This is a genomic window from Emticicia fontis, assembly GCF_054779675.1.
The window spans coordinates 19,400-43,712 of record NZ_BAAGXU010000019.1 but is presented as its reverse complement, the minus strand read 5'-3'; the positions used below and the strand labels follow the sequence as shown (position 1 = coordinate 43,712).

The 24,313-nt window shown below is 39.4% G+C and carries 34 protein-coding genes; 20 read left to right on the top strand and 14 right to left on the bottom strand.

The features are described 5' to 3' along the window. Positions 1 to 213 precede the first annotated feature (213 nt). Positions 214 to 1,737: a tyrosine-type recombinase/integrase gene (locus ACYVFA_RS11290; RefSeq protein ID WP_460471923.1), complete on the top strand. Its 1,524-nt coding sequence runs from the start codon at positions 214 to 216 to the stop codon at positions 1,735 to 1,737. 36 nt (positions 1,738 to 1,773) lie between these two features. Here ACYVFA_RS11290 and ACYVFA_RS11285 read toward each other — a convergent pair whose 3' ends face one another. From ACYVFA_RS11285 to ACYVFA_RS11270, 4 genes are all read right to left on the bottom strand, one after another. Beyond that, positions 1,774 to 2,589: a hypothetical protein gene (locus ACYVFA_RS11285; protein WP_460471922.1), complete on the bottom strand. Its 816-nt coding sequence runs from the start codon at positions 2,587 to 2,589 to the stop codon at positions 1,774 to 1,776. A 4-nt stretch (positions 2,590 to 2,593) separates the two neighbouring features. Beyond that, positions 2,594 to 2,806, bottom strand: coding sequence for a hypothetical protein (locus tag ACYVFA_RS11280; protein ID WP_460471921.1), 213 nt, complete (start codon positions 2,804 to 2,806; stop codon positions 2,594 to 2,596). A 53-nt stretch (positions 2,807 to 2,859) separates the two neighbouring features. After that, on the bottom strand, positions 2,860 to 3,012 hold the full coding sequence (locus ACYVFA_RS11275; RefSeq protein WP_460471920.1) for a hypothetical protein: 153 nt from the start codon (positions 3,010 to 3,012) through the stop codon (positions 2,860 to 2,862). A gap of 90 nt (positions 3,013 to 3,102) precedes the next feature. After that, complete coding sequence (locus ACYVFA_RS11270) at positions 3,103 to 3,537, bottom strand: helix-turn-helix domain-containing protein (protein ID WP_460471919.1); 435 nt, start codon at positions 3,535 to 3,537, stop codon at positions 3,103 to 3,105. Positions 3,538 to 3,686: 149 nt separating this feature from the next. Between ACYVFA_RS11270 and ACYVFA_RS11265 the strand changes: the two genes are divergently transcribed. From ACYVFA_RS11265 to ACYVFA_RS11175, 19 genes are all read left to right on the top strand, one after another. Beyond that, a complete protein-coding gene (locus tag ACYVFA_RS11265; RefSeq protein WP_460471918.1) occupies positions 3,687 to 3,938 on the top strand; it encodes a hypothetical protein in 252 nt (83 codons plus the stop codon). Further along, complete coding sequence (locus ACYVFA_RS11260; protein ID WP_460471917.1) at positions 3,935 to 4,222, top strand: hypothetical protein; 288 nt, start codon at positions 3,935 to 3,937, stop codon at positions 4,220 to 4,222. The genes ACYVFA_RS11265 and ACYVFA_RS11260 overlap by 4 nt, the downstream gene beginning before the upstream one ends. A gap of 63 nt (positions 4,223 to 4,285) precedes the next feature. Then, positions 4,286 to 4,618, top strand: a complete 333-nt coding sequence (locus tag ACYVFA_RS11255; protein ID WP_460471916.1) for a hypothetical protein — start codon at positions 4,286 to 4,288, stop codon at positions 4,616 to 4,618. Between the two features lie 4 nt (positions 4,619 to 4,622). Then, positions 4,623 to 4,862, top strand: coding sequence for a hypothetical protein (locus ACYVFA_RS11250; protein ID WP_460471915.1), 240 nt, complete (start codon positions 4,623 to 4,625; stop codon positions 4,860 to 4,862). A gap of 33 nt (positions 4,863 to 4,895) precedes the next feature. Beyond that, a complete protein-coding gene (locus ACYVFA_RS11245) occupies positions 4,896 to 5,384 on the top strand; it encodes a hypothetical protein (RefSeq protein ID WP_460471914.1) in 489 nt (162 codons plus the stop codon). Between the two features lie 39 nt (positions 5,385 to 5,423). Continuing rightward, complete coding sequence (locus ACYVFA_RS11240; RefSeq protein WP_460471913.1) at positions 5,424 to 5,882, top strand: hypothetical protein; 459 nt, start codon at positions 5,424 to 5,426, stop codon at positions 5,880 to 5,882. 4 nt (positions 5,883 to 5,886) lie between these two features. Then, positions 5,887 to 6,255: a hypothetical protein gene (locus tag ACYVFA_RS11235; RefSeq protein WP_460471912.1), complete on the top strand. Its 369-nt coding sequence runs from the start codon at positions 5,887 to 5,889 to the stop codon at positions 6,253 to 6,255. 211 nt (positions 6,256 to 6,466) lie between these two features. Continuing rightward, positions 6,467 to 7,429: a reverse transcriptase domain-containing protein gene (locus ACYVFA_RS11230; protein ID WP_460471911.1), complete on the top strand. Its 963-nt coding sequence runs from the start codon at positions 6,467 to 6,469 to the stop codon at positions 7,427 to 7,429. Then, on the top strand, positions 7,413 to 7,706 hold the full coding sequence (locus ACYVFA_RS11225; protein ID WP_460471910.1) for a hypothetical protein: 294 nt from the start codon (positions 7,413 to 7,415) through the stop codon (positions 7,704 to 7,706). Before ACYVFA_RS11230 ends, ACYVFA_RS11225 begins: the two co-directional genes overlap by 17 nt. 9 nt (positions 7,707 to 7,715) lie before the next feature. Next, positions 7,716 to 7,931, top strand: a complete 216-nt coding sequence (locus tag ACYVFA_RS11220) for a hypothetical protein (protein WP_460471909.1) — start codon at positions 7,716 to 7,718, stop codon at positions 7,929 to 7,931. Continuing rightward, positions 7,928 to 9,025 carry a DNA polymerase III subunit beta gene (locus ACYVFA_RS11215; protein WP_460471908.1) on the top strand — a complete coding sequence of 366 codons (1,098 nt, stop codon included), beginning with the start codon at positions 7,928 to 7,930 and terminating at the stop codon, positions 9,023 to 9,025. The genes ACYVFA_RS11220 and ACYVFA_RS11215 overlap by 4 nt, the downstream gene beginning before the upstream one ends. A gap of 50 nt (positions 9,026 to 9,075) precedes the next feature. Next, a complete protein-coding gene (locus ACYVFA_RS11210; RefSeq protein WP_460471907.1) occupies positions 9,076 to 9,954 on the top strand; it encodes a DUF6291 domain-containing protein in 879 nt (292 codons plus the stop codon). 82 nt (positions 9,955 to 10,036) lie between these two features. After that, complete coding sequence (locus ACYVFA_RS11205) at positions 10,037 to 10,831, top strand: AAA family ATPase (RefSeq protein ID WP_460471924.1); 795 nt, start codon at positions 10,037 to 10,039, stop codon at positions 10,829 to 10,831. A 213-nt stretch (positions 10,832 to 11,044) separates the two neighbouring features. After that, a complete protein-coding gene (locus ACYVFA_RS11200; protein ID WP_460471906.1) occupies positions 11,045 to 11,665 on the top strand; it encodes a PRTRC system protein E in 621 nt (206 codons plus the stop codon). 26 nt (positions 11,666 to 11,691) lie between these two features. Continuing rightward, complete coding sequence (locus ACYVFA_RS11195; RefSeq protein WP_460471905.1) at positions 11,692 to 11,913, top strand: PRTRC system protein C; 222 nt, start codon at positions 11,692 to 11,694, stop codon at positions 11,911 to 11,913. 4 nt (positions 11,914 to 11,917) lie between these two features. Beyond that, positions 11,918 to 13,066 carry a hypothetical protein gene (locus tag ACYVFA_RS11190; RefSeq protein ID WP_460471904.1) on the top strand — a complete coding sequence of 383 codons (1,149 nt, stop codon included), beginning with the start codon at positions 11,918 to 11,920 and terminating at the stop codon, positions 13,064 to 13,066. A gap of 8 nt (positions 13,067 to 13,074) precedes the next feature. After that, a complete protein-coding gene (locus ACYVFA_RS11185; RefSeq protein ID WP_460471903.1) occupies positions 13,075 to 13,797 on the top strand; it encodes a PRTRC system protein B in 723 nt (240 codons plus the stop codon). Then, the gene (locus ACYVFA_RS11180) at positions 13,794 to 14,597 is read left to right on the top strand and encodes a ubiquitin-activating E1 family protein (protein ID WP_460471902.1); all 804 of its coding nucleotides are present in this window, start codon (positions 13,794 to 13,796) and stop codon (positions 14,595 to 14,597) included. The genes ACYVFA_RS11185 and ACYVFA_RS11180 overlap by 4 nt, the downstream gene beginning before the upstream one ends. Before the next feature lie 345 nt (positions 14,598 to 14,942). Continuing rightward, a complete protein-coding gene (locus ACYVFA_RS11175; RefSeq protein WP_460471901.1) occupies positions 14,943 to 15,194 on the top strand; it encodes a hypothetical protein in 252 nt (83 codons plus the stop codon). Positions 15,195 to 15,251: 57 nt separating this feature from the next. Here ACYVFA_RS11175 and ACYVFA_RS11170 read toward each other — a convergent pair whose 3' ends face one another. Genes ACYVFA_RS11170 through ACYVFA_RS11125 form a run of 10 tightly spaced genes read right to left on the bottom strand, consistent with a single transcriptional unit; the run spans position 15,252 to position 24,312 of the window. Further along, positions 15,252 to 15,488, bottom strand: coding sequence for a hypothetical protein (locus ACYVFA_RS11170; protein WP_460471900.1), 237 nt, complete (start codon positions 15,486 to 15,488; stop codon positions 15,252 to 15,254). A 19-nt stretch (positions 15,489 to 15,507) separates the two neighbouring features. Further along, a complete protein-coding gene (locus tag ACYVFA_RS11165) occupies positions 15,508 to 15,927 on the bottom strand; it encodes a hypothetical protein (protein ID WP_460471899.1) in 420 nt (139 codons plus the stop codon). 1 nt (position 15,928) lies between these two features. After that, positions 15,929 to 16,390, bottom strand: coding sequence for a hypothetical protein (locus ACYVFA_RS11160; RefSeq protein WP_460471898.1), 462 nt, complete (start codon positions 16,388 to 16,390; stop codon positions 15,929 to 15,931). A gap of 30 nt (positions 16,391 to 16,420) precedes the next feature. Then, a complete protein-coding gene (locus ACYVFA_RS11155) occupies positions 16,421 to 16,876 on the bottom strand; it encodes a lysozyme (RefSeq protein ID WP_460471897.1) in 456 nt (151 codons plus the stop codon). Further along, positions 16,873 to 17,283, bottom strand: coding sequence for a hypothetical protein (locus ACYVFA_RS11150; RefSeq protein WP_460471896.1), 411 nt, complete (start codon positions 17,281 to 17,283; stop codon positions 16,873 to 16,875). Before ACYVFA_RS11150 ends, ACYVFA_RS11155 begins: the two co-directional genes overlap by 4 nt. Continuing rightward, complete coding sequence (locus tag ACYVFA_RS11145; protein WP_460471895.1) at positions 17,280 to 17,531, bottom strand: hypothetical protein; 252 nt, start codon at positions 17,529 to 17,531, stop codon at positions 17,280 to 17,282. Before ACYVFA_RS11145 ends, ACYVFA_RS11150 begins: the two co-directional genes overlap by 4 nt. Continuing rightward, on the bottom strand, positions 17,518 to 18,381 hold the full coding sequence (locus ACYVFA_RS11140; protein ID WP_460471894.1) for a hypothetical protein: 864 nt from the start codon (positions 18,379 to 18,381) through the stop codon (positions 17,518 to 17,520). Before ACYVFA_RS11140 ends, ACYVFA_RS11145 begins: the two co-directional genes overlap by 14 nt. 31 nt (positions 18,382 to 18,412) lie before the next feature. After that, a complete protein-coding gene (locus ACYVFA_RS11135; protein ID WP_460471893.1) occupies positions 18,413 to 20,728 on the bottom strand; it encodes a hypothetical protein in 2,316 nt (771 codons plus the stop codon). Positions 20,729 to 20,730: 2 nt separating this feature from the next. Further along, complete coding sequence (locus ACYVFA_RS11130; protein WP_460471892.1) at positions 20,731 to 21,018, bottom strand: hypothetical protein; 288 nt, start codon at positions 21,016 to 21,018, stop codon at positions 20,731 to 20,733. A 24-nt stretch (positions 21,019 to 21,042) separates the two neighbouring features. Further along, positions 21,043 to 24,312: a hypothetical protein gene (locus ACYVFA_RS11125; RefSeq protein WP_460471891.1), complete on the bottom strand. Its 3,270-nt coding sequence runs from the start codon at positions 24,310 to 24,312 to the stop codon at positions 21,043 to 21,045. Position 24,313: the final 1 nt, after the last annotated feature.

Genomic DNA, 24,313 nt, shown 5'->3' with positions numbered 1-24,313 from the left:
GGTATCTAATAACAAATGTTCAACTTAAACTTAAATCTTAATTGTGACGATGGCGAGATTACTTCTATAATATAACACCTCGCCGTATTAGATATAATTACCATTTTTATATCATTTCTCCTTATTTTATTAAATCATATGAAATTATTTTAAACCACTTTATAGGATTGTTTCAGTAAAATATTCATATTTGTTTCAGTAAAATCTTTAAACATGACATTTAACCTCGACATTGATAGTCGACCTAATAAGGTTGGTCTTTATCGTATTTATGTCCGTATCACTGAAAATAGGAAGCTTGTCAGAGAAAAGACAGATATACTTATCAATAACAAAAAGCATTTCAAGACTTCTGCTAAATACGGCAAATGGGTATCCTCTCAGGAAATTGGACACGAAAACATCAATTCAAAATTAGTAGAAATCCTCAACCATTACAATACTCAGGCACTTGCGCTTGATGACCTATACAATGAATTGAATTCTATCAGACAATCTATCAACCTGATAGAAAATTCATTGATTCAATTGAAACAAGTAATAAGCCCTTTTGAATCGGAACTCAATAAGTTATTATCTAAAACATCTTCAATAAAGTTAAAGGCTGACACCTCCTACTTTGAATCGTTCGCTCTTGATCATTTAGTCAGGATAATACATCTGAAAGACGACAACAAAATATTTCTGAAAGAATCATCAATTCTTTCAGCGGCTCATGAACTAATAAAAGATAAAGTCAATGACTATATCAGGAGCAAGTCTGATTTATTCAAATACTATACCGAATCATATATCCTCAACGCAAAGAAACTCAACAAATCTCCCGGATACATCAGGCACGTCAACTCACAAGCAAATAGCTTCCTTGCGTTTGCTGGGCAAGAGATGAAACTGAAAGATATTTCCCCCAAAACAATCAATGAATACATCATTCATTTATCAGACTCAGAAAAAGACCTCAGAAACAATACCATCATAGATAAAGTACAAAGGATAGGTATGATTCTCCAATCAGCAGCCGATGAAAACCTGATTGACAAGAATCCGGTTGAAGGCGCAAAATACCCTTCACGTTCTCCAGTCGACCGCCACCGACTAAATGACCTCCAAATAAAAGCTATTGAAAACCTGATTATTGATTATAATACTGATAAATACCTATTCTTAGCCCAAAAGATGTTTTTGTTTAGCCTGTATAATGCTGGTATCCGTATTGGCGATTGCATTCAGCTACGTTTCAAAAATATAGTTGATAGCCGCCTAGAATATCAAATGGGCAAAACCAAACTAAAAAAATCAATCCTGCTCAGTCGAAAGTCATTAGATATCGTTGAGCAAATGAAAACCCTCGTTCCTTCAGAACCTTTGAATACTATTTTCGGACTACTCCGATCAGACCAGACCTATTACCCGGCAACAGATTACGAATCAAAAAAAGCACTATCATTTGAAGACAAAAAACGAATGTCCAGCGACATGGATATTTTCGCAGCCATGATACAGAAAAAACTAAAAGACATTGCTGTACTCATCAAACACGATAAACCCCTCACTTTTCACATCAGCAGGCACTCTTTTGCAGAAAAAGCCCGTAGAGCTGTCAAACAAGGAAAAGCTACTATCTTTGATATCAAGTCAGCATTGGGACACCAGAAAATAGAAACAACTATGAGGTATCTGGATTCACTGGATATAGATGGTTTAGACAACGCAATGAAGGCTATATTTGAGGATTGATACGAAATCCTTTCATGTTTGTGTGGATTTTTTGAGCTATTTCAAATTCCTAATTACTCTCAAATAGTACTTCAACTTTTCCGAATCAATAGACGAAATATCTTGGTCGTAAATATTCAGCCTAAATCCTTCAATGTTCTTGTTTTGAAAAACCTCAATATCTTGAGGTGTCAACAAAATAAAGGCAGAATACTCAAAACTTTCATTGTAATTAAGGCCCACTTTTTCATTTGGCCTTTGCCACTTTTTGCCATCCGTAAATAAAACAATTACGCCCTTGTTCAAATAAGTTACAGAACGTTCTCTACTAATTTTCAGCAACAAAAAGTATTGCACCTTACCTTTGAAAATTTTCTTGATAATTGCGGCATCATTATTTAATGGGGAACGAATAAAAACTTCACCTGTAAACTTGTCTTCAAATCTTTCTATATCTTCACTGACCATCTTTTCAGTAAATTTGAGTTCTGCAACAAGAAACACAAACCTTTCACTACTCAGTACGTCAAACCTAAAATATAAAACCTCCTTGTTTTTTATATCAGACAATTTAAAAAATGGACTTTCTTCATAATCATTTGAGTTGATTTTGTATTTGTGTATAAAAACACTATCAACACGAAAAACTCTATTAGCCAATAATTTAAGGTCAGGCCTATCAAACCCCTGTTTCCTATAAGTTGGTATTGCATCGTAAAATGAATAATAGAAATCTTCAGCCCGCTTATCATTTCTCACCTTCAATAGACAGCCCTTATATTCATTATATTTTGCTCTTTGATAATATTCTGTGAAGTTTTGAGCAAATGAGGGGATATTCATCACAAATAACAATAGCAAAACTATTTTCATAATCTCATTGATTTATGTTCAAACTATCAATTTCCATTTTATACTGCGCATCATACAAAAGCACATCCTCTCTATACTCCTCATACTCACGTGCCTCCTTATACTTTTGCTCAATATAATCCTCTGGCATATCCCGGCCAGAGTAATAAATCACTCCAGCAAGCATAGCGAGGCATAGCAAGGTCCTACCGTATCCGGTATTAGTTTTGTATTTCATTTTTTCAGTATTCAGATAGGCTATTTTATCTGTCGATGCGATTAAGTTTTTTTTTAAGCGGCTAGTAATTCTCTTTTAGACTCTTTTTTGTAGACTCCCTGTATTTTTTTAGTCACAATCACTATTTCTTCAGGTGTCAGCAGTTGGTGGGCATTTTCTAACAATAGCAAAGTTGCTTCATGGGTCGGGCGCATCTTTTTCCTCATTTCGAAACAGCATAAAATTATTTATAGGCAAAAAATAGGTCTGAATTTAAAAACAAAAAAAGTATATTTCAAAACTTTGAGGAAACTTTTTCACATGAGCGCTATCAGTTTAGTTTTAATCTTAATAAACTCATCCTCTGTCAGCTGCCCTTTCTCCTTCATTTCACCCAACACCAGCAAATATTCCAGTTTTTTATAAATTTTAAATTCAGGAGTTTCCCCCGTCAATTCGAGGGCTTTTACCATGCTCTCCTCTAACGTAGAAATACGGTCATCTACGGATTTATACGTGTCAGTTTGTAAGGGTTTTCCCTCTTGCTCTTTCTTAAGTTCTTCGATATTTATATTGAGAGCTTTAGAGATTCTCAACAACAATGCATCTCCTATTCGTCGCTTTTTTCTCATTATAGTAGACAAACTGGTGTATTCTATATTCGAAATACGGGACAGTTCAGCAACATTTATTCCTTTTTCATCAATTATTCTTTGAATGTTATCCACGATAACATATTGATTACTAATCATTTATAAATATTTTTTAGACGGTTGGATATAGTATATATATACGTATGCAAAAATATATGCAAAATGTCTTGCATATATATATGCAAAATGCCTACATTTGCATAGTTCAAAACAGAGTATGATTCATACATACAAAGCAAGCAAAAAAAATGGAGAATCCAAAACAAGGTATCCCGATAAATACAACCGCACTTTCAGCCGCTGAGGTCGAAATGTATCAAGAGAAACTAACCCAAAGAAAAGGAGCCAAAGAGGAGGCTATAAAATACAGCGGCCTTAGCCGGTGGAGCTATTACAATGTCATGAATGGAGGTAGAGCAAAGAAATCAACCGTGCGCAAAGTAATAGCCGCCAACCTGAAAGTAATCAAGCTTTTTATCAATCAACCAGAAGAAGAATGAGCCAGATTCAACCCATCAGTTTCATAGCAATCTCGGCTGATAGCTTTGAACAATTCAAGCAAGACCAACAGAAGCTAACAGAAGCCATAGAGAAAAACCCGTTTTTCGGCAAACAGAACTTCTCTACCGAAGAGGCTATGGAGTTTGTGCAGTTAAGCAGGCCACTGTTTGATCGGGCCGTGCAGCAAGGCTACATCAAGCCGGTCAACCACACAGATAAAAAGAAAACCTATCTGCTAGAGGATCTGATGAATTACCTCCGGAAGATGCGAGACTATAATTAAAAAAATGCCTCCACCAGGGGCAGAAGCATTTCGTAGTAAAATCTTTAAATAGTAGACAAATATATGAAAACAAACCAACTATCGCAAAAACATTTAGAAGTCTTCAACCGCGCAGGCTGGGTAGTGCAGACCTTCAAAGAAAACGAACTAATTGAACTATTCGGCCAGGAAACCTTTCTATACATTCACAATTACAAAGGCCTCACCACCCGCAGTATCATGATTGACTACGGCACTGAAACATTAGCAGTTTTAGAGTCTGACAATAGAACCAAAAAAGAGACTCACACGCATTACGACTCTCACTTGCCTGAAGAAGCAACCGGAACAATTGCCATTTTCGGAGTAACGAAAGTTATCGATAATCAACTCTTACAAAAACTTTTAAACGCCTGACATCATGAGAACCTACATCAATCTCAATATTTACGACAGCAACCTGCATTTGCTGATATTGTTCTTTCTTGGTACCCTGGGCTTATACATGCTTTTCACATTTAAAGTAGAGCAAAAACCAAAGCCTGAGTATTACAACAAAAAGAACGACGGTCAGGAGTTTGACTATGATTCATTCAGCGATTTACTGAAAGGCATTTTAATCATAGTTACCTGTGTAGTATTAGTGCTGCTGATCAATTAGAAAAAGTAAACTAACCGGCAATTTCAAAATACCATGACGCTTCAGGAAACAATCGATTGCCTTTGTGAAGGTGATAATATTACCATATTCTCTAACCCGATACCATGCATAGGTACTAACCTATTGCCAGAAGAAGGCACGTTTCATTCGCTTCGACAATCGGAGTCTGACAAATACCCGATTTGGATAGTCATCCACCAAATCAGAGACGGCAAAAAAATTGCCATGACATTCGCGCTGGCTAATATACAATCAATCCTTGTTACTACAAACATGGCACCTGTCAACGAAATAGCCAAGTCCTTGAAGACTAACCAGTCTGTCAACATCACTACTACAGCAAAAAACTCAGCTGGTAAAAACAAAGAGTATTATGGGCAATTTGTGTCCTATGAACCAAGGGGGATTACCTATCTCCTGACAATCAAAATAGAAACTGAATTTTCCGGATTGAATGGCAAGAAACACTTTGATGAGAAAATCTTCTGGGGTCAGCACATTCAGAAAATCACAGTTTACTGAGTATTATTTTAATCACGCATATAATTTATCGTTAGCACAATGGATTCAATAAAAATCAAAGTTCCTGTCAGCGGAATAGACACCGAAATAGAGCTCACAGAAGCTCAGGTGAAAGAGTTGTTTGAGAAATCGAAAAAGCCTTTTGATTTCCGCGACATCAAAACAGTAGAGGACGCTTTCAGTTTCCTCAGCATTGACTATGCAGAATTTCTTGAAAAGCACAAAGACCTTGATCCACATGCTTTAGCCTACTTGCAACTTGTTCACATTATAAAAGCCCTAAATGGCGGCGATTGGATGGATTACAGTGATACAAACGTAGCAAAGTATTATCCATGGTTCAATGCGTCCGGTTCGGCCTCCGGCTTTTCGTACCACGATTACGGCTACGGTAACTCGCTTTCGGGTGTCGGCTCCCGCCTCACCTGCAAATCAGCTGAAATAGCCAAATACGCAGGCACACAGTTTATTGAAATTTATAACCAATACATCAATTAAATCAATGAAACACTTAGAAACATTTGAAGCGGCTGCGGCCTTTTTAGGTATCAATCCCAATACATTGCCAGGCATTGAAGGTCTGGAAGAGGGTGACGGTAAAGCTATCCAGTCAACCTACAAACTATTCATTCTCAGCAAAGCTGCATGGAAAGCAGAAGGCAAAGTAATAGATTGGACTAACCACAATCAGTACAAGTACTACCCGTGGTTTAGAATGTCCGGTTCGGCCTCCGGCTTTTCGTTCAACGATTTCTTCTTCGTTCTCTCGTATTCGACTGTCGGCTCCCGCCTCGTTTATCCGAGCGCGGAGGCGGCGGAATTCGTAGGCAATAAGCATCTGGATTTATATAGAGACTTTATGCATAGATAAGGCTTTGGGTAGTATGCTGCTGTGCTGCGTCCGGTTCGGCCTCCGGCTTTTCGTACAACGATTACAACTACGATAACTCGAATTCGAATGTCAGCTCCCATATCTGAAAAATCTTAGTAGCATATACCCTGCAAACATTGCAAAAAATCACGTGAGTTTAAAAGGTCTCTAGTACCTCAAGAGAAAAAGACCGACTAAAACAGAGGCAAATATGAAAAGAATAGGCAATCTATATCCAGCAATTTATGATATCAGTAATCTTTACAAGGCGGACCGACTAGCGCAACGAGGCAAATCAAAACAGTATGGCGTAATTGTGCACAACCGCAATCAGGATGAAAATATTAACGCCTTGCATCAAATGCTCATTGACAAAACCTATAAAACCTCACCTTATACGGTTTTCAAGGTTTATGAACCTAAGGAGCGCGATGTATACCGTTTGCCTTATTTTCCTGATAGGATTTTACACTACGCTGTTATGAATATTCTTGAACCAATTTTCATGGGAGTATTCACAAACGATAGTTACAGTTGTGTCAAAGGCAAGGGCATTCACGCCGCTTTGAGAGGTGTCAGAAAAGCATTGGAAGATAAAGCAAATACAGTTTATTGCTTGAAATTCGACATAACAAAGTTTTACCCGTCTATTGATCACGATATTCTCAAAGCCTTGCTTCGTCGTAAGTTCAAAGATAAAGACTTGCTATGGCTATTGGATGAAATAATCAATTCAGCGCCAGGCTTACCGATTGGTAACTATTTATCACAATTTTTCGCTAATTTTTATCTTACCTACTTTGATCATTGGCTCAAGGAAGTAAAAGGTGTAAAGTATTATTTTCGATACGCTGATGACATAGTGATCCTCTCAGGTGACAAGGTCTATTTACATCAATTGCTAGCTGAATGCCGGGCTTATCTGGCTAACAATCTGAAACTACAGATAAAGCCGAATTACCAGATTTTTCCTGTCTCATCCAGAGGCATAGACTACGTAGGATATAAATGCTTTCATACGCACACCTTATTAAGGAAATCAATAAAACAACGATTTGCCAGAGCTGTAAAGTCTGGCAAAGGAAAAGAAAGTCTCGCTTCTTACCGAGGTTGGGCTATTCATGCTGACACCAAAAACCTACTAAAGAAGCTATTTTATGAATCAGTTTCGTGACTTTAATATCAAAGTCGTCACAAACACTTTTGTTGGAGACAAAATAAAAATTCAAAGAGTATTGAACCGAACAATACAAGTACATGCATTCAAAATTGAAGACTCGAAACTCAACACAGGCAAATGCCTTTTCATGCAAATCGAGATCAACAAAGAAAAGCACGTCATTTTCACCGGCTCAAATTCTTTGATAGAATCAATCAAACAAGTACCAGAAAACGGTTTCCCTTTTGAAACCACCATCGTTCAGGATAATCAAACTTTTCAATTTACGTAATTCAACATCATGGAAAATACCTTATTCGAAGAGGCTGAAAAACCAGCCCTCCCCCATCATCACCCCATCAAAAAAAATGGGCCTTTGCACAGAGCAAGTAATCTGGTGTTCGGAGAAAACGCCTCGGCCGAGCACGTCAGACTTTTAGAAGTTCTACGTGAGAAAATGAAATTCGGCAGCCCAACAAAATTAATAGAACTCATAGAAACGCAATTTCAACAATGAAAATAAACATTCTATCCGGCAACCTGCTCAAAGGATTGAGTGGCGCCATCAGTGTAGTAAAAGAAAATGCCATTGTGCCTGCAGTAAGTAATTTCCTGATTGAGATTGATGGGCCAGTCATGAAAATTACGGGTTCAGACTTGTCCAATGCAATACAAGTAACCTTGCCTATTGAGTCGTCAGGCTTATGCGTCTTACTCGTGCCTGCAAGACCTTTTTTCGAGATTATCAAAGCCCTGCCTAATCAGCCAATCGACCTTGTAATCAACAAAACTAGCCTGGAGATAAAGTATTTGAGTGGTCAACAAACGCTGGTTCTTGAACAGGACACGACATTCCCTAAATTGAAAATCGAAGAGGTAAAAACAACCTTCAATGTCGATGGCGAGTTATTATTCAAGGCAATCAATTTTACTGCATATACGATGCCCGCAGATGAAATTTACACCACTTATGAGGGTTTATTCATTCATACAGTCAACAAGAAATTGACTTTTGTTTCTGCCAATCCTCCAAGCTTTGCTGTGTTTACAATCAATCACCCGACAGAAGTAGAGGTCAATATTATTTTGACCCGAAAATCAGTCAATATCTTGAAAGGAATCCTTTCAAATGTACCTGACATTACTGTCAAGGTCAGTCGCAACGGCGTTTTTTTTGAAGTTGACAATGTAGTGTTTTCTTGTTTGTTGAAACTGGAAAAATATGCCAGCTATCAGTCAATGATTCCTGAAAAGTTTGGAATAATCGCTGAAATAGATAAAGAGCTTTTTTCTTCTGTAATCAAACGAGTGTCAATATTAGCAAAACAGGCTGATGTTACCATCCTGGATTTTACAGATACTTTGAAAATCAGCTATCAGGATGCAGACAAAACAAAGCAAGCATCCGAAACGCTTCCGTTAGTCAATATTTCAGATAAAATCTCAATTGGCACAAATGGGAAACAATTTAGCCAGCTTATATCCCTACTTGAAACGGAAACCGTAGAAATGGGTTTGACCGCTTACAATAGGCTATTCTCCCTGTCTGATAAAGTCCCACACAAAGATTACCAAGGATCTATTTATTCGATGCCATTGCATATGGGTTAGCTACATGAGTCCACACAATATAACTTTTGAATCAACCACATATCACTACAATGAAAGAAACATTTATCATACGGACAGAATGGGCAGAGGCAATTTGTGAGCTTGAGGATACAGACCAGGCCACAATCTTTCGTAACCTCTTTCATTTTCACAAAGGCGAAGAAAACCTAATTAACCTAAAAAACCTATCGGTTAAATTGGTTTGGAAGTTAATAGAGCCTAATCTCAGGCGCAACGTTGAAGCCTATGACAAACGATCTGATACTTCCAGTGAAAACGGAAAAAAGGGAGGAAGGCCTAAAAAAACGGAGGAAGAAAACCTAATTAACCTAAAAAAACCTAATCAAAAACCTAACGAAAATCAAAAACCTAACGAAAGCCTATCTGTACTTGTATCTGATAGTGTTTCTGTAATTGTAAGTGATAGTGTAAATGATTCTGATTTACATAGTAGTGAGAGTAGTGCCGAAAATTTTCTGTCGAAAATTCCGGCCTCTCTCTCGGGTGATGATTTTGATCAATCTGTAAAAACAGAAACTCAAAACCCCAACCCCCCGGTTCCGCCCGCCCCCCCTCCCCAATATGGTGATGGCACGTTGCAGGTGTTAGTGAGGGAGTTTGCATTGAACAACCCGAACAAGTATTCAAATCAGATGTATTTGCATTTTATCCTGCACTGGACTGCCATCGTCCAGAAAGGGCCAGGAAAAGGAAAAGAATTGTGGAAAACAGAAAAAGCATTTCAATTAGCGGCCAGGCTGATTACCTGGCACAACAACGATGAAAAATATGGGAAACCTCGAAATACCCCTAAGACCGGGCGTGACATCGTCGAACAACCCGGCACAGATAACACCACCCTCGAGCTTGGGGCCGACGGAGCACTATACAGAGTTTCGGAAACGGGAGTTCGAACCTTTGCGGGCTGATTTATTCGCTGCCATCTGGCCAGTGCTGTCTGCAAACGAAAACACCTCAACACTGTGCGAAGACCTGAAAAAGGAATTCATAATGCATCTGGCAGACAAACTGACCTCTGATTTCTTTTCAAAAGCATTCGACTTTCGAAAAAAACAGCAAAAGATTGACGAATCAGAGCTTGAAAAAAAGAAGGCCAGCTTTATGGCGGCACAAATTGAAGCCTCACGAAACATCACGATTGAAGATTTCAGAGTCCGGATTCTTGAAAATCTGAATTTCTTGGTAAAAGAACGCAATCCGGATAAATCTTTTTTGCTTGATGAATTCTCAAAAAGAAGTTTTGAATTATTTCTGCAATACTTTCATCCGGGCAGCCAAACCGTACTCAACCGCCAAAAAGGCATTTGTTTGTTAGGGCCGGTGGGCACAGGGAAATCTACTTTGCTGACTGCTTTCAAAGACAATCCTTTTGCCTCTTTCAGAATTGTCAAGGCTCAGGAGATTGTCGAAAGTTACGTAGACAATCCGGAAGCAACCATAAACCGGATGCTAGCCGAAAAGTCCCTGCCTGATCAGGTGAACGAGTATGGATTCACTCGATACGAAATCCTGATTGAAGAAGTAGGCAGAGAGCAATTGTCGGTTATCCCACGAGGTGACGCTTACAAAAGCACACCTGTCAACGTGATGGAGAGAATATTCATGGAACTCTATGATCGCCCCAATGTCCGGGTACACATGATTTCAAACGCCGAAATCAAAGGCACTGAAAAGTATGTCGATAAACTATCGGCTATATACGGCAAAGCTGCTGGAAGCAGAATTTACGATAAGTTCAATGTTATTACACAGGATCCTAATTCACCTAACAGAAGATTTACATGAACGAAGAAAACGATCTCAAGCACAGACCCTGGGCTGGAACAATAAACTACCCTGACGGGCTAATCTCCTACAGGGTCTGGGGTAAATCTATCATCCCTTACACCATCTCTTTCATGCCCTCTAAATTACCTATGAAGCTGGAACTATGGGAAAGTTAAGGCTTGAAATATAAGCGAATCAATCAATAGAAAATGCAATCAAAATTCAATAACAATGAACTCAAACTTTTTCAAACAAATAGAGCAACTGGGGCTTTCCGGAACTCTACAAATTACAATCTCCAAAGGTGCAGAAAACAGCCTTGTCGTTTCAACAATGCTTACTAACCAGGCGTGTGGTGACAAAGCGAAAAACCTCATCACACCTCTGAATGTCCGGGGGTCGGCGGAAGAACTTGACGAGGGTTATTTTGAAATCATATCAACCCCCATCCAATCGACTTCGGGTCTCATGACCAACATGGAGGCATATTTGAAACAGACTGAAGAGGCTAAAAAGCAGTCTGAGATGACAAAAGGAAAATCTGATAAAGAAAAAGAGAGGGATAAAAAGTACAAAGATGCTATGCAAAAAGTGGCAGATTTGGAAAAGGCAGGCAAAATCAGCGAGGCTATCAGCAAACTTCCAGACCCAGCACAATTCCCGGGATGCGAAGCCGACATCAACAAGAAAAAAACCGAGTTGAACGCGAAATCAAATAACGCTTTTTTTGCAGCCTTCGGAACGAATGAGCCTGAAAAACGAGATGAAAGCAAAATAGAGGAACTACCTGATGAGGCCGAGGAGGAAGACGAATATCAGGATGATTCGGAAGAAGAAGGCGAAGACAATTAATTATTTCACTTTAAAACAAAACAATCATGTCATTAATAGCAACTCATTTTGCCAGAGTATTTATCATGAAAGACAATGGTAATGAAATTCGATTAACAGATCCTGAGCCAGCTTGGAGCACAGATGCAGTACTTAATCATTACGCAAACACGTATCCGATACTTACCACCGCCAAGGTATCTGGCCCCACAATCAAGGGTGACAATGTAGAGTACAAATTTGAAAGTGTAATGGGTACTAAAGGATAAAACAATGAACTATGAAACGCAAAATTCAAGCAGGCACAATAGCGCCTCAAGACGAAAATCAACAAATATTATATCAGCAGCTGACAAACTTCATTCACTGGATGCAAAAACCACGGGACGCCAGCGAGGTATTAAAAGACAAGCAAAGGTCAGTGCCACAAAGCATGCTGCCGATGCTTTTTTAAGATGTTCGTTTCTGCCTAAGCTTTGTGTACCAACTTCAAATGATGGGAAACTAGAAAGGGATTTTAACAAATCCCTTTCCCAACTATCACAATATTATAAAATCGACCTGGCACCGGCTAAAAGCCATGGCTACCCGCATAATATCAGTTTCGCATTGAATGAGGCGAAAGAAAAGTTAAAAGCGGTGGGAAATCAGGGATACGAATTGAGGCTGTATCAGGATGATGAAAAAGTATTTTTTGTGAGTGAAGAGCGTTTTTACAGGGGTTATGACTTGTATTACATACCAGTTTTTAAGCTATACCAAATGCTTAAAGAGCCTAAAAGCCGCAAGGTATCGCAGTTACTTGTATCAGTATTCAGTTATCTCTATCGCATCGTAGACATTCCGTACTATCGTCAACAAAACAGTTTTATGTTCTGGCAATACGAATCGATTGGAGATATGTTGGAAGAGGAGGAAGAAATGCAAGTTGATGCAGACTACATCAACCTATTTAAAAGCGAGTTAGAAGAAGCTCAAATGATTGGCGACCGGATAGAAAAATTAATAAGTAATCCGGAAAATCTGAGACTATTTGAGTATCGTACTAAAAGGTTTAAGCCAAGGTACAATTTTGAAATAGAAGCACAAAAAGTTGCTTTGCAGGCTCTTTCAATCTATAAAGACTACCCTGAAACAAATATTTTTCATCGTATCCCTGAACGGAAAGAATCTGATGAATACGAAGATGAGGTATTGACAATGGATAAATGTATTTCATTTATTGCCAGTGATGTAGGATTTCTTTTTGACCGTCTATGTGATTATGTGAATGCTGATTTTGGCGAATATGGTGACGGAGAAGATCCTGTTATTTTCAGGCATTTTGACGGCAATTTAATGCCGGATGAAAATTTCGATTTTGAAACTAGAATTTTCGACCTGCTAAATAAATTAGTTCAATTACTTGATACTTATCAATAATCCATAAAATGAGCAATCAAAAGGACATAACTAAAAACTTTGAAACAACCTATCATCCTGTTTCGGCCTTGGTCTTCTTTCAAAGCGAAGAAGTAAACGAACCTATGTATGTAGAGCATTATGATATAGGTCCAGACGGCAAGCCTATCAATGCACACCCTTTGACGGTGATTGAGGCCCAGAAATTAGTAAATGCCCTTGACACTGATAAGAAAGAGGTCACAGCCTTTTTACGACCGAAAGGGATTATGCCTTTGAATGTACTACATTATAATTTAGGTAAAAATGGCTGCTTGCTGTGGTATACAAAAGCGCAAAAGAGACAACTATTTTTTAGCGAAAATCTTGGTATTAGAAATGGACAGGCCTTTGTTCCTTCTATGCTTTGGAGTGCGACGAAAGATAGTCTTAGTGTTTATGCTATTGATACCAACAAGCGACCTACAGGAAATACACAACTTTATCAGGCCCCTTTCTTCAATGTATTTCAAGATGCACGGGTTTGCATGGGTACTGTGAACGTGCAAATTCAAAGTTCTGCATCGGTAGAGGAATTTATGACCGCCTGGGAAAACTATTTTTTCAATAGCTATTTCAGTCATTTTAACAATAATAGTCCTACGAAGGGCAATTCTATCGCCTTGTGGAAAGAACTTATTCTAACTGGCAAAGCCTTCCCGATTGACCAACTGGTCAAAAACAATAAAAAAGTTAAAAACCTATTGCAATGACAAACGAGAAAATAAAAGCGCATTTTACCGATAATTCCCTATTAAATGCAACTAACCCAATAAGCATAAATCTGATTGGGGCAGGGGGTACAGGCTCAGTAGTACTTACTTCTTTATTGCAAATGAATCATGCTCTTTTAGCCTTACAACACCCGGGGTTGCAGGTTAGATTGTGGGATGATGATATAATAACCGAAGCAAACCTGGGTAGGCAGCGTTTTGCCTCCTCCGAAGTTGGCCTGCATAAATCTGTCGCACTGATCAATCGGGCGAACCGATTTTTCGGTACAAACTGGAAAGCTGAAACCATAAAATTTGCCAAAAAAGGGAAAAGCAAAATATCGGATAATCATAAGGCAACAATTAATATTACTTGTGTAGATAGTGTGCAAGCAAGATTTGAAATCTCAGAAATGCTGCAGGAGTTGGGCTACTATAAACAACATTACAACGCCCCACGCTACTGGATGGACTTTGGCAATAGTCAATACACTGGTCAAGTGATATTATCTACAATCGGAAAAATCAAGCAACCGAAGTCAGAAAAATATACAGCAATCGAAGTACTACCTATGATTACTGATGAATTCGGAGAACTTCTAAAACAGTCTGAATCAGCTGACAACACGCCAAGTTGTTCTTTGGCAGAGGCTTTGACAAAGCAGGACTTGTTTATAAATAGTTCCCTCGCTCAGATGGGCTGCTCACTCCTGTGGAATCTATTCAGAAACGGTCTGACTTTATACCGGGGTTTCTTTCATAATCTAAAAGACTTTACTACTCATCCAATCAAAGTTTAACCATGAGATTAAATGAAACGAAAATATATAGGGTCTACGGGCGACATTCTGGTATTTGGCAACCTTGACGAAGTAGTTGTTCATTATGCATGTACCACTCAATCACATGGCACTTGTTGGGCGAGAATATATAATCAAATCGTGTACCCAATACGAACAGAAAAGCTTCCAAGTGTAGAAATCAGCGAGGAAGAATACATCTCTCATGTTTGGTTTTGCCTAAAAATAACAGAAGCACAAGTCAAAGGTAGTCCTTTGCCAATGCTACGCCAATTGAATTCGGGCCAGTACTTTGATTACAATGATTACTTGACTCCATGAAACTAATCAATAAAAACACCTCAGATGAAATATAAAAATCTAATAATCGAACCCATCACTGTTACCGGAAGAGGCCTACTATTTAAAATTGATTTAGTAGAAAGTGGAATAGTGGCTGATAAATGGATTGAAGAAATCCCAATTAAAATTGATGATATTATCGTTTATGAGGGAAAAGAATTTCTGGTCAGAGGAGTTGAAGTCGCTGGTAGGTTGACTGACGGGCCTCGCAGAACAAGTTCATTGATTGCTTTAGTGGTAAGAGAGATTCTATAAAAAAAGACCTCCTCAACCGAGGAGGCTTTTCAAGTAACCCAAAAAGTAAAAAGCTATTTATTCTTTCGCGACTTTTGTAAAGTCTACATACACTTCGTCTCCAGGTTCAAAATATTCATTGGCTGGCGTTTCAGGCGTAATCATCATATCAGTATTGCCACATGGAGTATATTTTGTAAAATCTGCGTTTTCACCCTCCTTTCCGTAAATCGCCGAAAGTTTTACCTTTTTATTTCCACCTTCTAAATGCTCCAATGAATTAACCTTGAATTTTGCTCTAACTGAATTTTGCATGATAATAAATATTAAAAGTTTATAAAAATTTTCTTTTCTTCTTCGCCCGTTCAAGGTCTTTTGTCAGCTCTAGCACTTTGCCTTCCAAAATTGCCCGGTCCTTATTTATCTTTATCACACTATCCCGCATCACCCCAACAACCGATTGTATCGAAGGAATTAAACTGACTTTAATCGCATCTATTTCGCTTTTGTTCTTCGCCTCAGTAACAGTCTTAATCAATTGCCATTTATATAGCTCTGTCGAATCTCTGAATACCTTTACCTGAGCGTTCAAAGAATCACTGACTTTCTTTGAATCAATCCGCAAAGCCTTGTTCTCTTCTGCGAAAAAATCTCTTTCGTTAGCTTTATCAAATAAAGCCTTGACATACCAACCAACGGCCAGCACTCCTACAACACCGGAAGCAATTAACCAGAATTTTAATGATTTAAACATTTTATTCGATGTTTTGATTTTCTTTTTCTTTAATACCTAATTTGTCTTTGATGTATTTAGTGAGTATAGCTTTTGCCTCAAAGTCTTTCAGAAATTTGAGAATGATCGTACAAATCACTAACATGGCCAATCCAGATATAAAATAGGCTAGTTTAACATTGAGCCAGGGCAATGAACTGACTAACTGATCAACGCCAGCATACCCAGAGGCAAAAGCAAAAGCGGCTCTCAGGTACATTTGTCTGGGTGTCAAATGCTCTGTATCACTTGTAATATAAGTAGAGACAGAAGCACCAAACAAAAGCATGGCCATATTCTGCCAGTGCATTACTACACTTATTTCAAGGTTTTGCAAGGTAGCCTGTAAAATGATACCAACCGGCACCATCAGGTAGCTGGCAATTTCAAGGAATTTGCCCACACAATCAGCAATAAAATTCAAAGCAATCTGTAAAGTTTTCATGTAGTGTTTATTTTAGTGGTTATTTGTTTACTATTCTGCTTTGAAATACAATTCAGCCTCCCTTTTTCTTCTGTTCGTCAATCCGTCAATCACTACTTTTTTGCCTTCAACTGTCCCTTTATTCCATTTCATAAACTCTTCTTTGATAGTCGGGTCATCCGGGTTCAAAAGTACCTTAGCTTTCAAGGTTGAGGTATTAAAAGCCTTTGCCCCTACATTATATATAAAGGAGGCAAGCGCATCATACTGGTTCTGATTGACGTTTGTAGGTATGTGTCTGGCAAAGTTCTTTTCAAAAACGTTTTTCAGAAGCAAACAGGCCTGAGGCTCTGTTATCGGAGGATCGTTTTTCGTTACCCTTTTACCATCCAGATAAAATGTACTTCCGTAACCGATTGTGCAGACACCTACGTTGTCCTGATAAGGTCGCGCCCTGAAAGCTTCAGAGGATTTAATTTCGTTCAATCCGTTGGCTGATAGGTTCATGATTTTGCCGTTTTGATTGTTGTATCCAAAGATGGAATGACTGAGATATCTAAATAGTATTGTGGGTCAGTCCAGATATCATTGACCATTTTACCTTCTCTATTTAAATTGATAATATACCACATCCTACCGTGGTTGGTAACCTCATAAGGGTCTCCAATAATTTTCTTGCCTTCCGCATCCATTCTTTGGTTTTGAGGCACAAATTCGCCTCCCAAATAACTACAAAACTCATGTATCATATCAGTGTGGTCAAGTATCTCCTTTTCCCATGGAATTGCAATTAAATCCATATCTCGATTGAGGCTACCATGCAAGACTAAATTATACCCATACTTTTTAGCTATTTCCTTTAAAGCTTCAAAGCATAGCGCATAAAAACTAGGTTTGGCGTGTATAGGCTTCATAAATTTTTTACTTTACAACCTTCACATTGTTTCTTATTCACCGCCTTATAAACCTTCTCCAGTTCATTGTAAATTTCTCCGAAGGTCTTCTCCTGCGAGCTCTCCGCCGTAAAACAAGCATTCTGGTATTGTAGGGTTGCATTGTCTTGCATAGACCGATAGAGCAATACAAAAAGAATCACACAAAACACAAACAACGCTACAACACCGAAAGTCAAAACGACAACAACAGCTTTATAATCTTCCATTGCAGTTTATTTTGATGGTTCTTTTATAATCAGGCATACCCGCTAATCCTAAAAGATTAGTATCAATTGAATAATAAGCAACAGAGGAGGGCGGTATATCTTCCCGATGTAACCGACGTTCGGTACCGTCCGAGCTCCATGGATGAATTATCCAGAAGTCTACGGCCATATTTCCCTTATTTCTTGCTGAAACAGTGTATACATTCCCTAGCGGCAAATAAATATTACAATCTTCCGAAAGCTGAGGTAAATACTGTTTATCCGGGTGGTTATTACCAAATTGCCCACCCAAACGCCCCTCGATAGTTGTTTCTTTCTGAATCACCTCTACCCACACTTTGCCTGTCTGGTCGGTGATGGTATAATCAACATTGCTTCGTTTATCTCCCAGATTTTCGCCCAGGCTGATGCTATGTGTGGCAAGCTGAATATTCAATCGATGATCATCTTTTATTTTCAAACTTTCATCGGCTAAAGTAATAGCTGAGACGGCATCATATCCGGGTATATGCAACTGCACTTTCCCTATCTGATAAACTGGTTGTTGAGGAATAGAAATAACAGGCGTAGGTAATTCTTGAGGTTTATCTACAAAATCAAAAATATTAGGGCTTACCTGTTGGGTGCGTGCAAAACCTACTAATTCAATCCCCGAATTAGCTTCAATGATTCGGCCTATCGTCGCCTCATCAATCAATATTTTTACACTATTGATTTTATAATAGGTGTCAATACCATCACCTCTCTGAAATACCAAAAAAGCGTTGGTAGCATCTTTGGCAACAAGATTCTGAGCTGTCGAAAACAGACTAGCAAGGGCAAATAGCCCTAAAAACAGGAGTTTTTTCATTTTTTATTTATTTAAGTTGAACAATTGTTGATTATAAATCCCAGCGGTTATTATTAATCTTGACTACCCGCTGATTTACGTTTGTTTGCGTTAATTGACTAGCTGATAAGCGGATGGTTCTACTTGTTCCGGCCGCATCACTATTCGCCGTTGGTGGTGTATAAGCAATACCCCCCGGTGCTCTGTCGTCAGCGTGATATAATTCAAGTAAGCACGCCGCGCCATATACAGTAATCGTTACGTCGTAATACGAGGTCGGCAAGGGCAGCCAGAAACGACAATCTTCCGTTATGGCCGGATTGTTCATATACCTGTATTCCGGGTGGTTGTTGGCGTAATCCAGATTCGTTTTGGTAGGAGCATTTACATAAACTCCCGGTGAGTTCTGAACACATTTCACCCATTTCACGCCGGACTGGTCTACAATTTCAATAGTGCTATATGTATACGGCGACCCTGCTTTATAAGTGATACCAAAAGCACTCAATAGTATTGGAACTCGCGTAGTGTTATAGCTCTGTTGAAGGGTAGTATAAGGTTTACCGTTTATTTCGTCCTGCTCAGACCTGAAACCATAATAGGAGTTTTTAATATCCTCTTGTTTGATATAATACCTTTGATTGTCTTTTACCTGAAAAGAAAGAGGATAATCAGCATCACTGCCAGAGGTGATTGTGTTGGTAAAAGTGACTCTGATACGATTATCAGAACTACCACCCCCTGCAATCCATTTTTGTTTGCCTCCGTAATTATTTCCTGTGTATAGCAGTTCTCCTAAGTTTATTGCAGTCGAACCATTCAACCCTACTCTCACGTTGCCCTGGTCTTTCAGAAACTCCGCCTTTACACCTAAAAAAACGGGCTGCGTAACAGAAGTATACCATTGATCCTGCCAGGGCGCGCCAATAAATAATAAGTCTTTTACGCCGTTTTTAACCGCATCAATGCCCGACTTAATCATATTGTCCCTTACCGTACTATATGCCGGAGGTGGATTATCATTTCCTCCATAGTCAATATAATGCAGTTCAGTCATTATCTTTTTTGAATAGTTCTGCACATAATCCAGCGTCAGAGTGGTATATGAGTCTCTGTTATCTGAAGCAAAGGCAGTTTTCAGCCCGTCACTAATAGCCGACCACTTGATTACATCATAACTACCTCTTAAGGCTACCAAAGAATCGTTAGGAGATACCCCCCCGAAAGAAAGAACAAACTTGATTCTTGTGCTGTAAGTGTTGTTTGCATTAGTAACCGCATTTTTACAATCAACTGCAAAATCTACCAGCATGCTCTCGCGGAATAAATACCAGTCAACACCTCTTTTAGAGGCAAAGATACTATTAAGTCCTTGTACATAGGCTTCGTCGCTTCCTCCCTGTGTCAGATTTGTATTAGGCGGTTCTATCTGTCCGTTACTGGTATATGTAGTTCCCCATGCTGTATTTAATGCCGTCAGGTCTGCATACGCATTCGGGTTTGCAGTGCCATTAAATAACCATGCCCTAAACGCTGCCTTAGTCGCACTCGAATAACCTTCTATCATTTTATACGGCGCGCTTATACCATTGTCATAATTAAACCCGTATTCTGCTTGCTGGCTAATTACCGGAATGATATAATTGAACTGGCTGCCTAATCTATTGGCATAATAGTTAGTAACCTTTGTGAAAAAATCTACCGCCATACTACGCCCTGAGCCGGCGCTCTTATCTGAAAGCGCGGGGTGTGCATCTCCATAGCCCTCTATACCCAAGTCATTACCAAAACAGTCTTTCTCGTTAGTAGAAGTGCCCCAGAATTGCGGAATAAGCGAACTACTTAATTTTATCCAGGGCAACAAACTAATCTTGACATTAGGATAAGTATTTTTTACGTAATCAACTGCCGTATTCTGCTTGTCAAAAGACGAACTAAGGTTCTGGTCTTGCCTTTTGCCTGTCCCACTATAAGAGTCGAATATATCTCCCCAAAGTACAGGAATTAAAATATTTGTTGCACCATTAGCCACAAACCAGTCTACGCCAGTTTTAAACGCGCCTATATCCCGAAAAGGATACAGATTCATATAAGAGAGGTACTTATCAGTCTGCCACCTATCAACCGTCAAGGTACCATACCCGGAAGGCACATTAGCCAGGGCGCTTGCTTCGGATGAATAAAAAGTACCTCCGTTCATGGCATTTTCCCGAAAATCAATTATATCGCCACTACTATTGGTCGGCATCCAGTACCATTGATTCGTACCCACTCCGCTCGTATTAAGTACCCTGCGCTTATACAGGGCACAATACAAGCTGCCATTCTGATAGACATAATTTTGATATACAGGTATTGAGGTAGCCATTTTTAAGCCTTAGTTTTCTTTTCTGTTTCGATAAATACCAACAATAGCTGGGCTTTGGTTAAGCTAGGGAGAGATTCATGTTTATCAATGAATTCTTTTATTGTAGTCTGGTCTGCTGTGTCCAGATCAATAACTTCCCCTTTATGAAGTTTCAGCGCCCACTCCCAGTTTTTTAAAGCATTTCCCTTGGTACTCAGAGCTAAATGGTCAGCTAAGACTTTACCCATATTTGTACCTTCAATTGCTGTTCCGTCTAAACTGACGATTGGTTGATTAAAATCAAGTTTCATTGTCGTTTATTTTGTTTTTTGTTATTAATCTGATACTATTGTTAGTTTGATCATGCCTCCAGAAGTAGATTTTTGAAATCTTAAATACTGACCATCCGAAAATGAACTAGCATTACTAAAATCAACCTCTATCTGTGAGCCCGTTCCGGTTGTGAATAATATTTTCTGCGCCTTTAGTGATAAATTTTGAGACGCACTCATAGTTAGATAATTATTACTATTGATCCACATAGTTCTCGCGCTTGAAATAGGCGGTTGCCCGGCTTCATACATAGTTATAAAGCTCCCTGCGTTTTCGAAGTCCCACCAGATACTTTTTCCAAATGGAACATATATATCTCCGGTCACAGCGCCGCCGTTCCAGTTATTAGTCGTGCCCCCCGTAATCATATCAACCGTCGCAATCTGTTTACGCGTACCATCCAGTTTTTTATGATACAAAAGCCCGTCAACGGCTAATTGTAGCCCGAACTCTTTCAATGTGTCTGTATCATCATTGGCGTATCCGTGAATCCCTAAAGCAACACCCGAAACGGTATTTGTAAAAATAAACGCGTCGGCATACGTTTTGGCAGAATCGCTATACATCTGAAAACCACGTTCCCCTGCGATGTTTTGGAGCATGACAATATCATCTTTATCCGACAATTCACCCGTATTCAGATAGGTCCATTCATTTCCCGAACCGTTGTACTTGATGAATTGGTGGTCAGAACCAGTAGCCCCATTCAGTTTAATCTTGCCTAATACATTGACATCATAATTGAAATCAACTACACCAGATTTAAAAGTGGCTTGAATAGAGTTGTTTCTTTCAAGGATAAAATCAAAGTTATCGTTGGTTCCTACACTAATAGAAGCACCTCTTGAATCACCTCCAAAACTCAACTTATTATTCAATTGCGTTTGAGCATTCTGAAAAGCAGTCAATACCGTGTCTGAAGCTGTAATCGATGTATTGACCCCTGTTGTAAATCCAGTTAAGGTAGCCGAACGAACCCGGGCATTAGTGAAATACAAATTCGATCCTTCTAACAAGGCACTTGTACTGGTCAACGTAGTAGAAAATGTATATGCAGCATCCCAGTTGGTCAGTCTTGTAGGTGTAATACCTGACGTGACCGAATAAGCTGAATTCCACTGGCCTACCCTTGTAGGTGTAATATCCTGAGAAGTCTGAAATGCAGTCCAAACAGGATCCGACTCAACCAGATTAGAAAACTCTGCATAAGTAATATTAGAAGCGCCAGCTCCATCGACTGTCATAGCCGTAGTATTTGTATTCACATACTTATACCCGGCATAAGTCCCTGATTCAATCGTATGAATCGCGCCTCGCATTTCATTGTCATCGTTGAAATTCGTATCTCTTGTCCAGGTAGAGCTATTAGCAATGTAGATTCCGTTTTTAGTGGCATCCGTTTGCCCCATCACCAAAACCCTGTCAGTTGTACCACTTGTTGTATAACCCGCAATAGTTTGATGCCCACTAAGGGTAATATTAGACATGGCAACTGTCTTAAGTTTGTTTTTGTCGTAGCGGATACCGGAGGCATAAGCCAGAAGGGTAGTAAAGTTAACTAAATGACTTCCTGATGTTGCACTGATAGAGCAAGTAGGAATAACGTCGAATTGCGCTGTACCTGCAAATCTAGCTGTTCCGTTTACATCTAGCTTGTATGAAGGAGAGGTAAATCCAATACCCACATTACCCGTAGACGATACAGTCATATAGGTAGTAGTTCCTCCGCTAGACCTGAAATTATGACCTGACGGCGAATCAAAACTCATGGCAGCTGCGGAGGTTAGAATCAACCCGCCATTACTTGCTGTAATAAAATTATTAGAGCTACCTGCGCTGATTGTTAATCCCTGTGTAGTACTGTCTGGTCGCCAAAGTCGCAATAAGCTACCACCATTCACACGAATATCACCTGATACATCCAGTTTATACGTAGGCAAAATAGTACCTAATCCTATATTGCCGCCAGCGCTTTCAAAAAGAACGCTATTTCCTTGCGTCAAAATGCCCGTATATTTTGCTATATACCCCGCTGTACCGCTTCCACTGACCTTTGCGTCTAAAAGTGGTTGCAGGTCTGTTATGGCCGAGGCTGTCCACGTTTTTGCATCAACGTAGGTTTTGTTTGTAATGTGGTTGCCAGTCGTTGGGGCAATGGGAGTCGATGGTATAGCATCAAACAAAACCGCACCTACAAAATGCCCTGTTCCGTTTACATCCAGTTTATAGGAAGGCGAAGAAAATCCAACCCCTACATTACCCGTAGACGATACAGTCATATAGGTAGTAGTTCCTCCGCTAGACCTGAAATTATGGCCAGAGGCAGAGTCAAAACTCATCGCGCCAGCTGACGATAAAATCAACCCGCCAACTGTCGCTGTCACAAAACTATTAGAGGTACCTGCATTGATAATCAATGCTTGCGTTGCATTGTCTGACCGCCAGAATCTTAAAATTCCACCACCATTTACACGCACATCTCCAGATACATCAAGCGGATATGCCGCCGTTCCTGTGCCTATTGCCAGTCCAGTTGCATCCAGTTTCATGCGTTGGGTAAAATTCAATCCACCCGAAAAAGTAGACCAGGTGTAATTAGCTATTACCACGTGCCTGAGTGTATCAGCGCCGACTCCAATCTGTGCATAGTTGTCCAATGGGTTAGCCATGCCTATACTAAGTCCATAACTGCGATTATCTCCTACGGAAAGAGTTGTTGTTTTTAAGTCGCCTATAATGTCGACTGTATAATAAGAACTAGGGTTACTATTATTTATACCTATCCTTCCATTATATTCATAAATCAGGCTAGGGGCTAAAACCTTTGTACCTGTGAATTTGGGAATATATCCGCTTGAGCCACTTCCTGAGATTTTTGCATCTAAAGTCATTTGCAATCCACTTACATCATCTATCACTAATTGACGAAAGGTTGGAATAGCATCTGCTCCGGCGGATGGGCCTGCAAAAACCTTGTTTGCGTTCTGGCTCACAAAACTTGCAGTCAGATTAGGACTCCCGGCAGTAGCAACAGAAGAAGTAATACTAAATAGAGAAGCAGGCAATCCTAATGTAACACTTTGCAAATATCTATTGTCGGCCGTAGTTTTGTCATAATAGCTCCCCGTACCCTGCAAAGCCATCGAACCCAATACGCGAGTAGTGACATCTCCGGTGGAAGCACGGAAAAGCGCGGCCATAGAGGTAGATTCTGTCGCTACCGTCGAAATGGTTAATTTACCATCAATACTTATGTCGCTTTTAAACTCCATT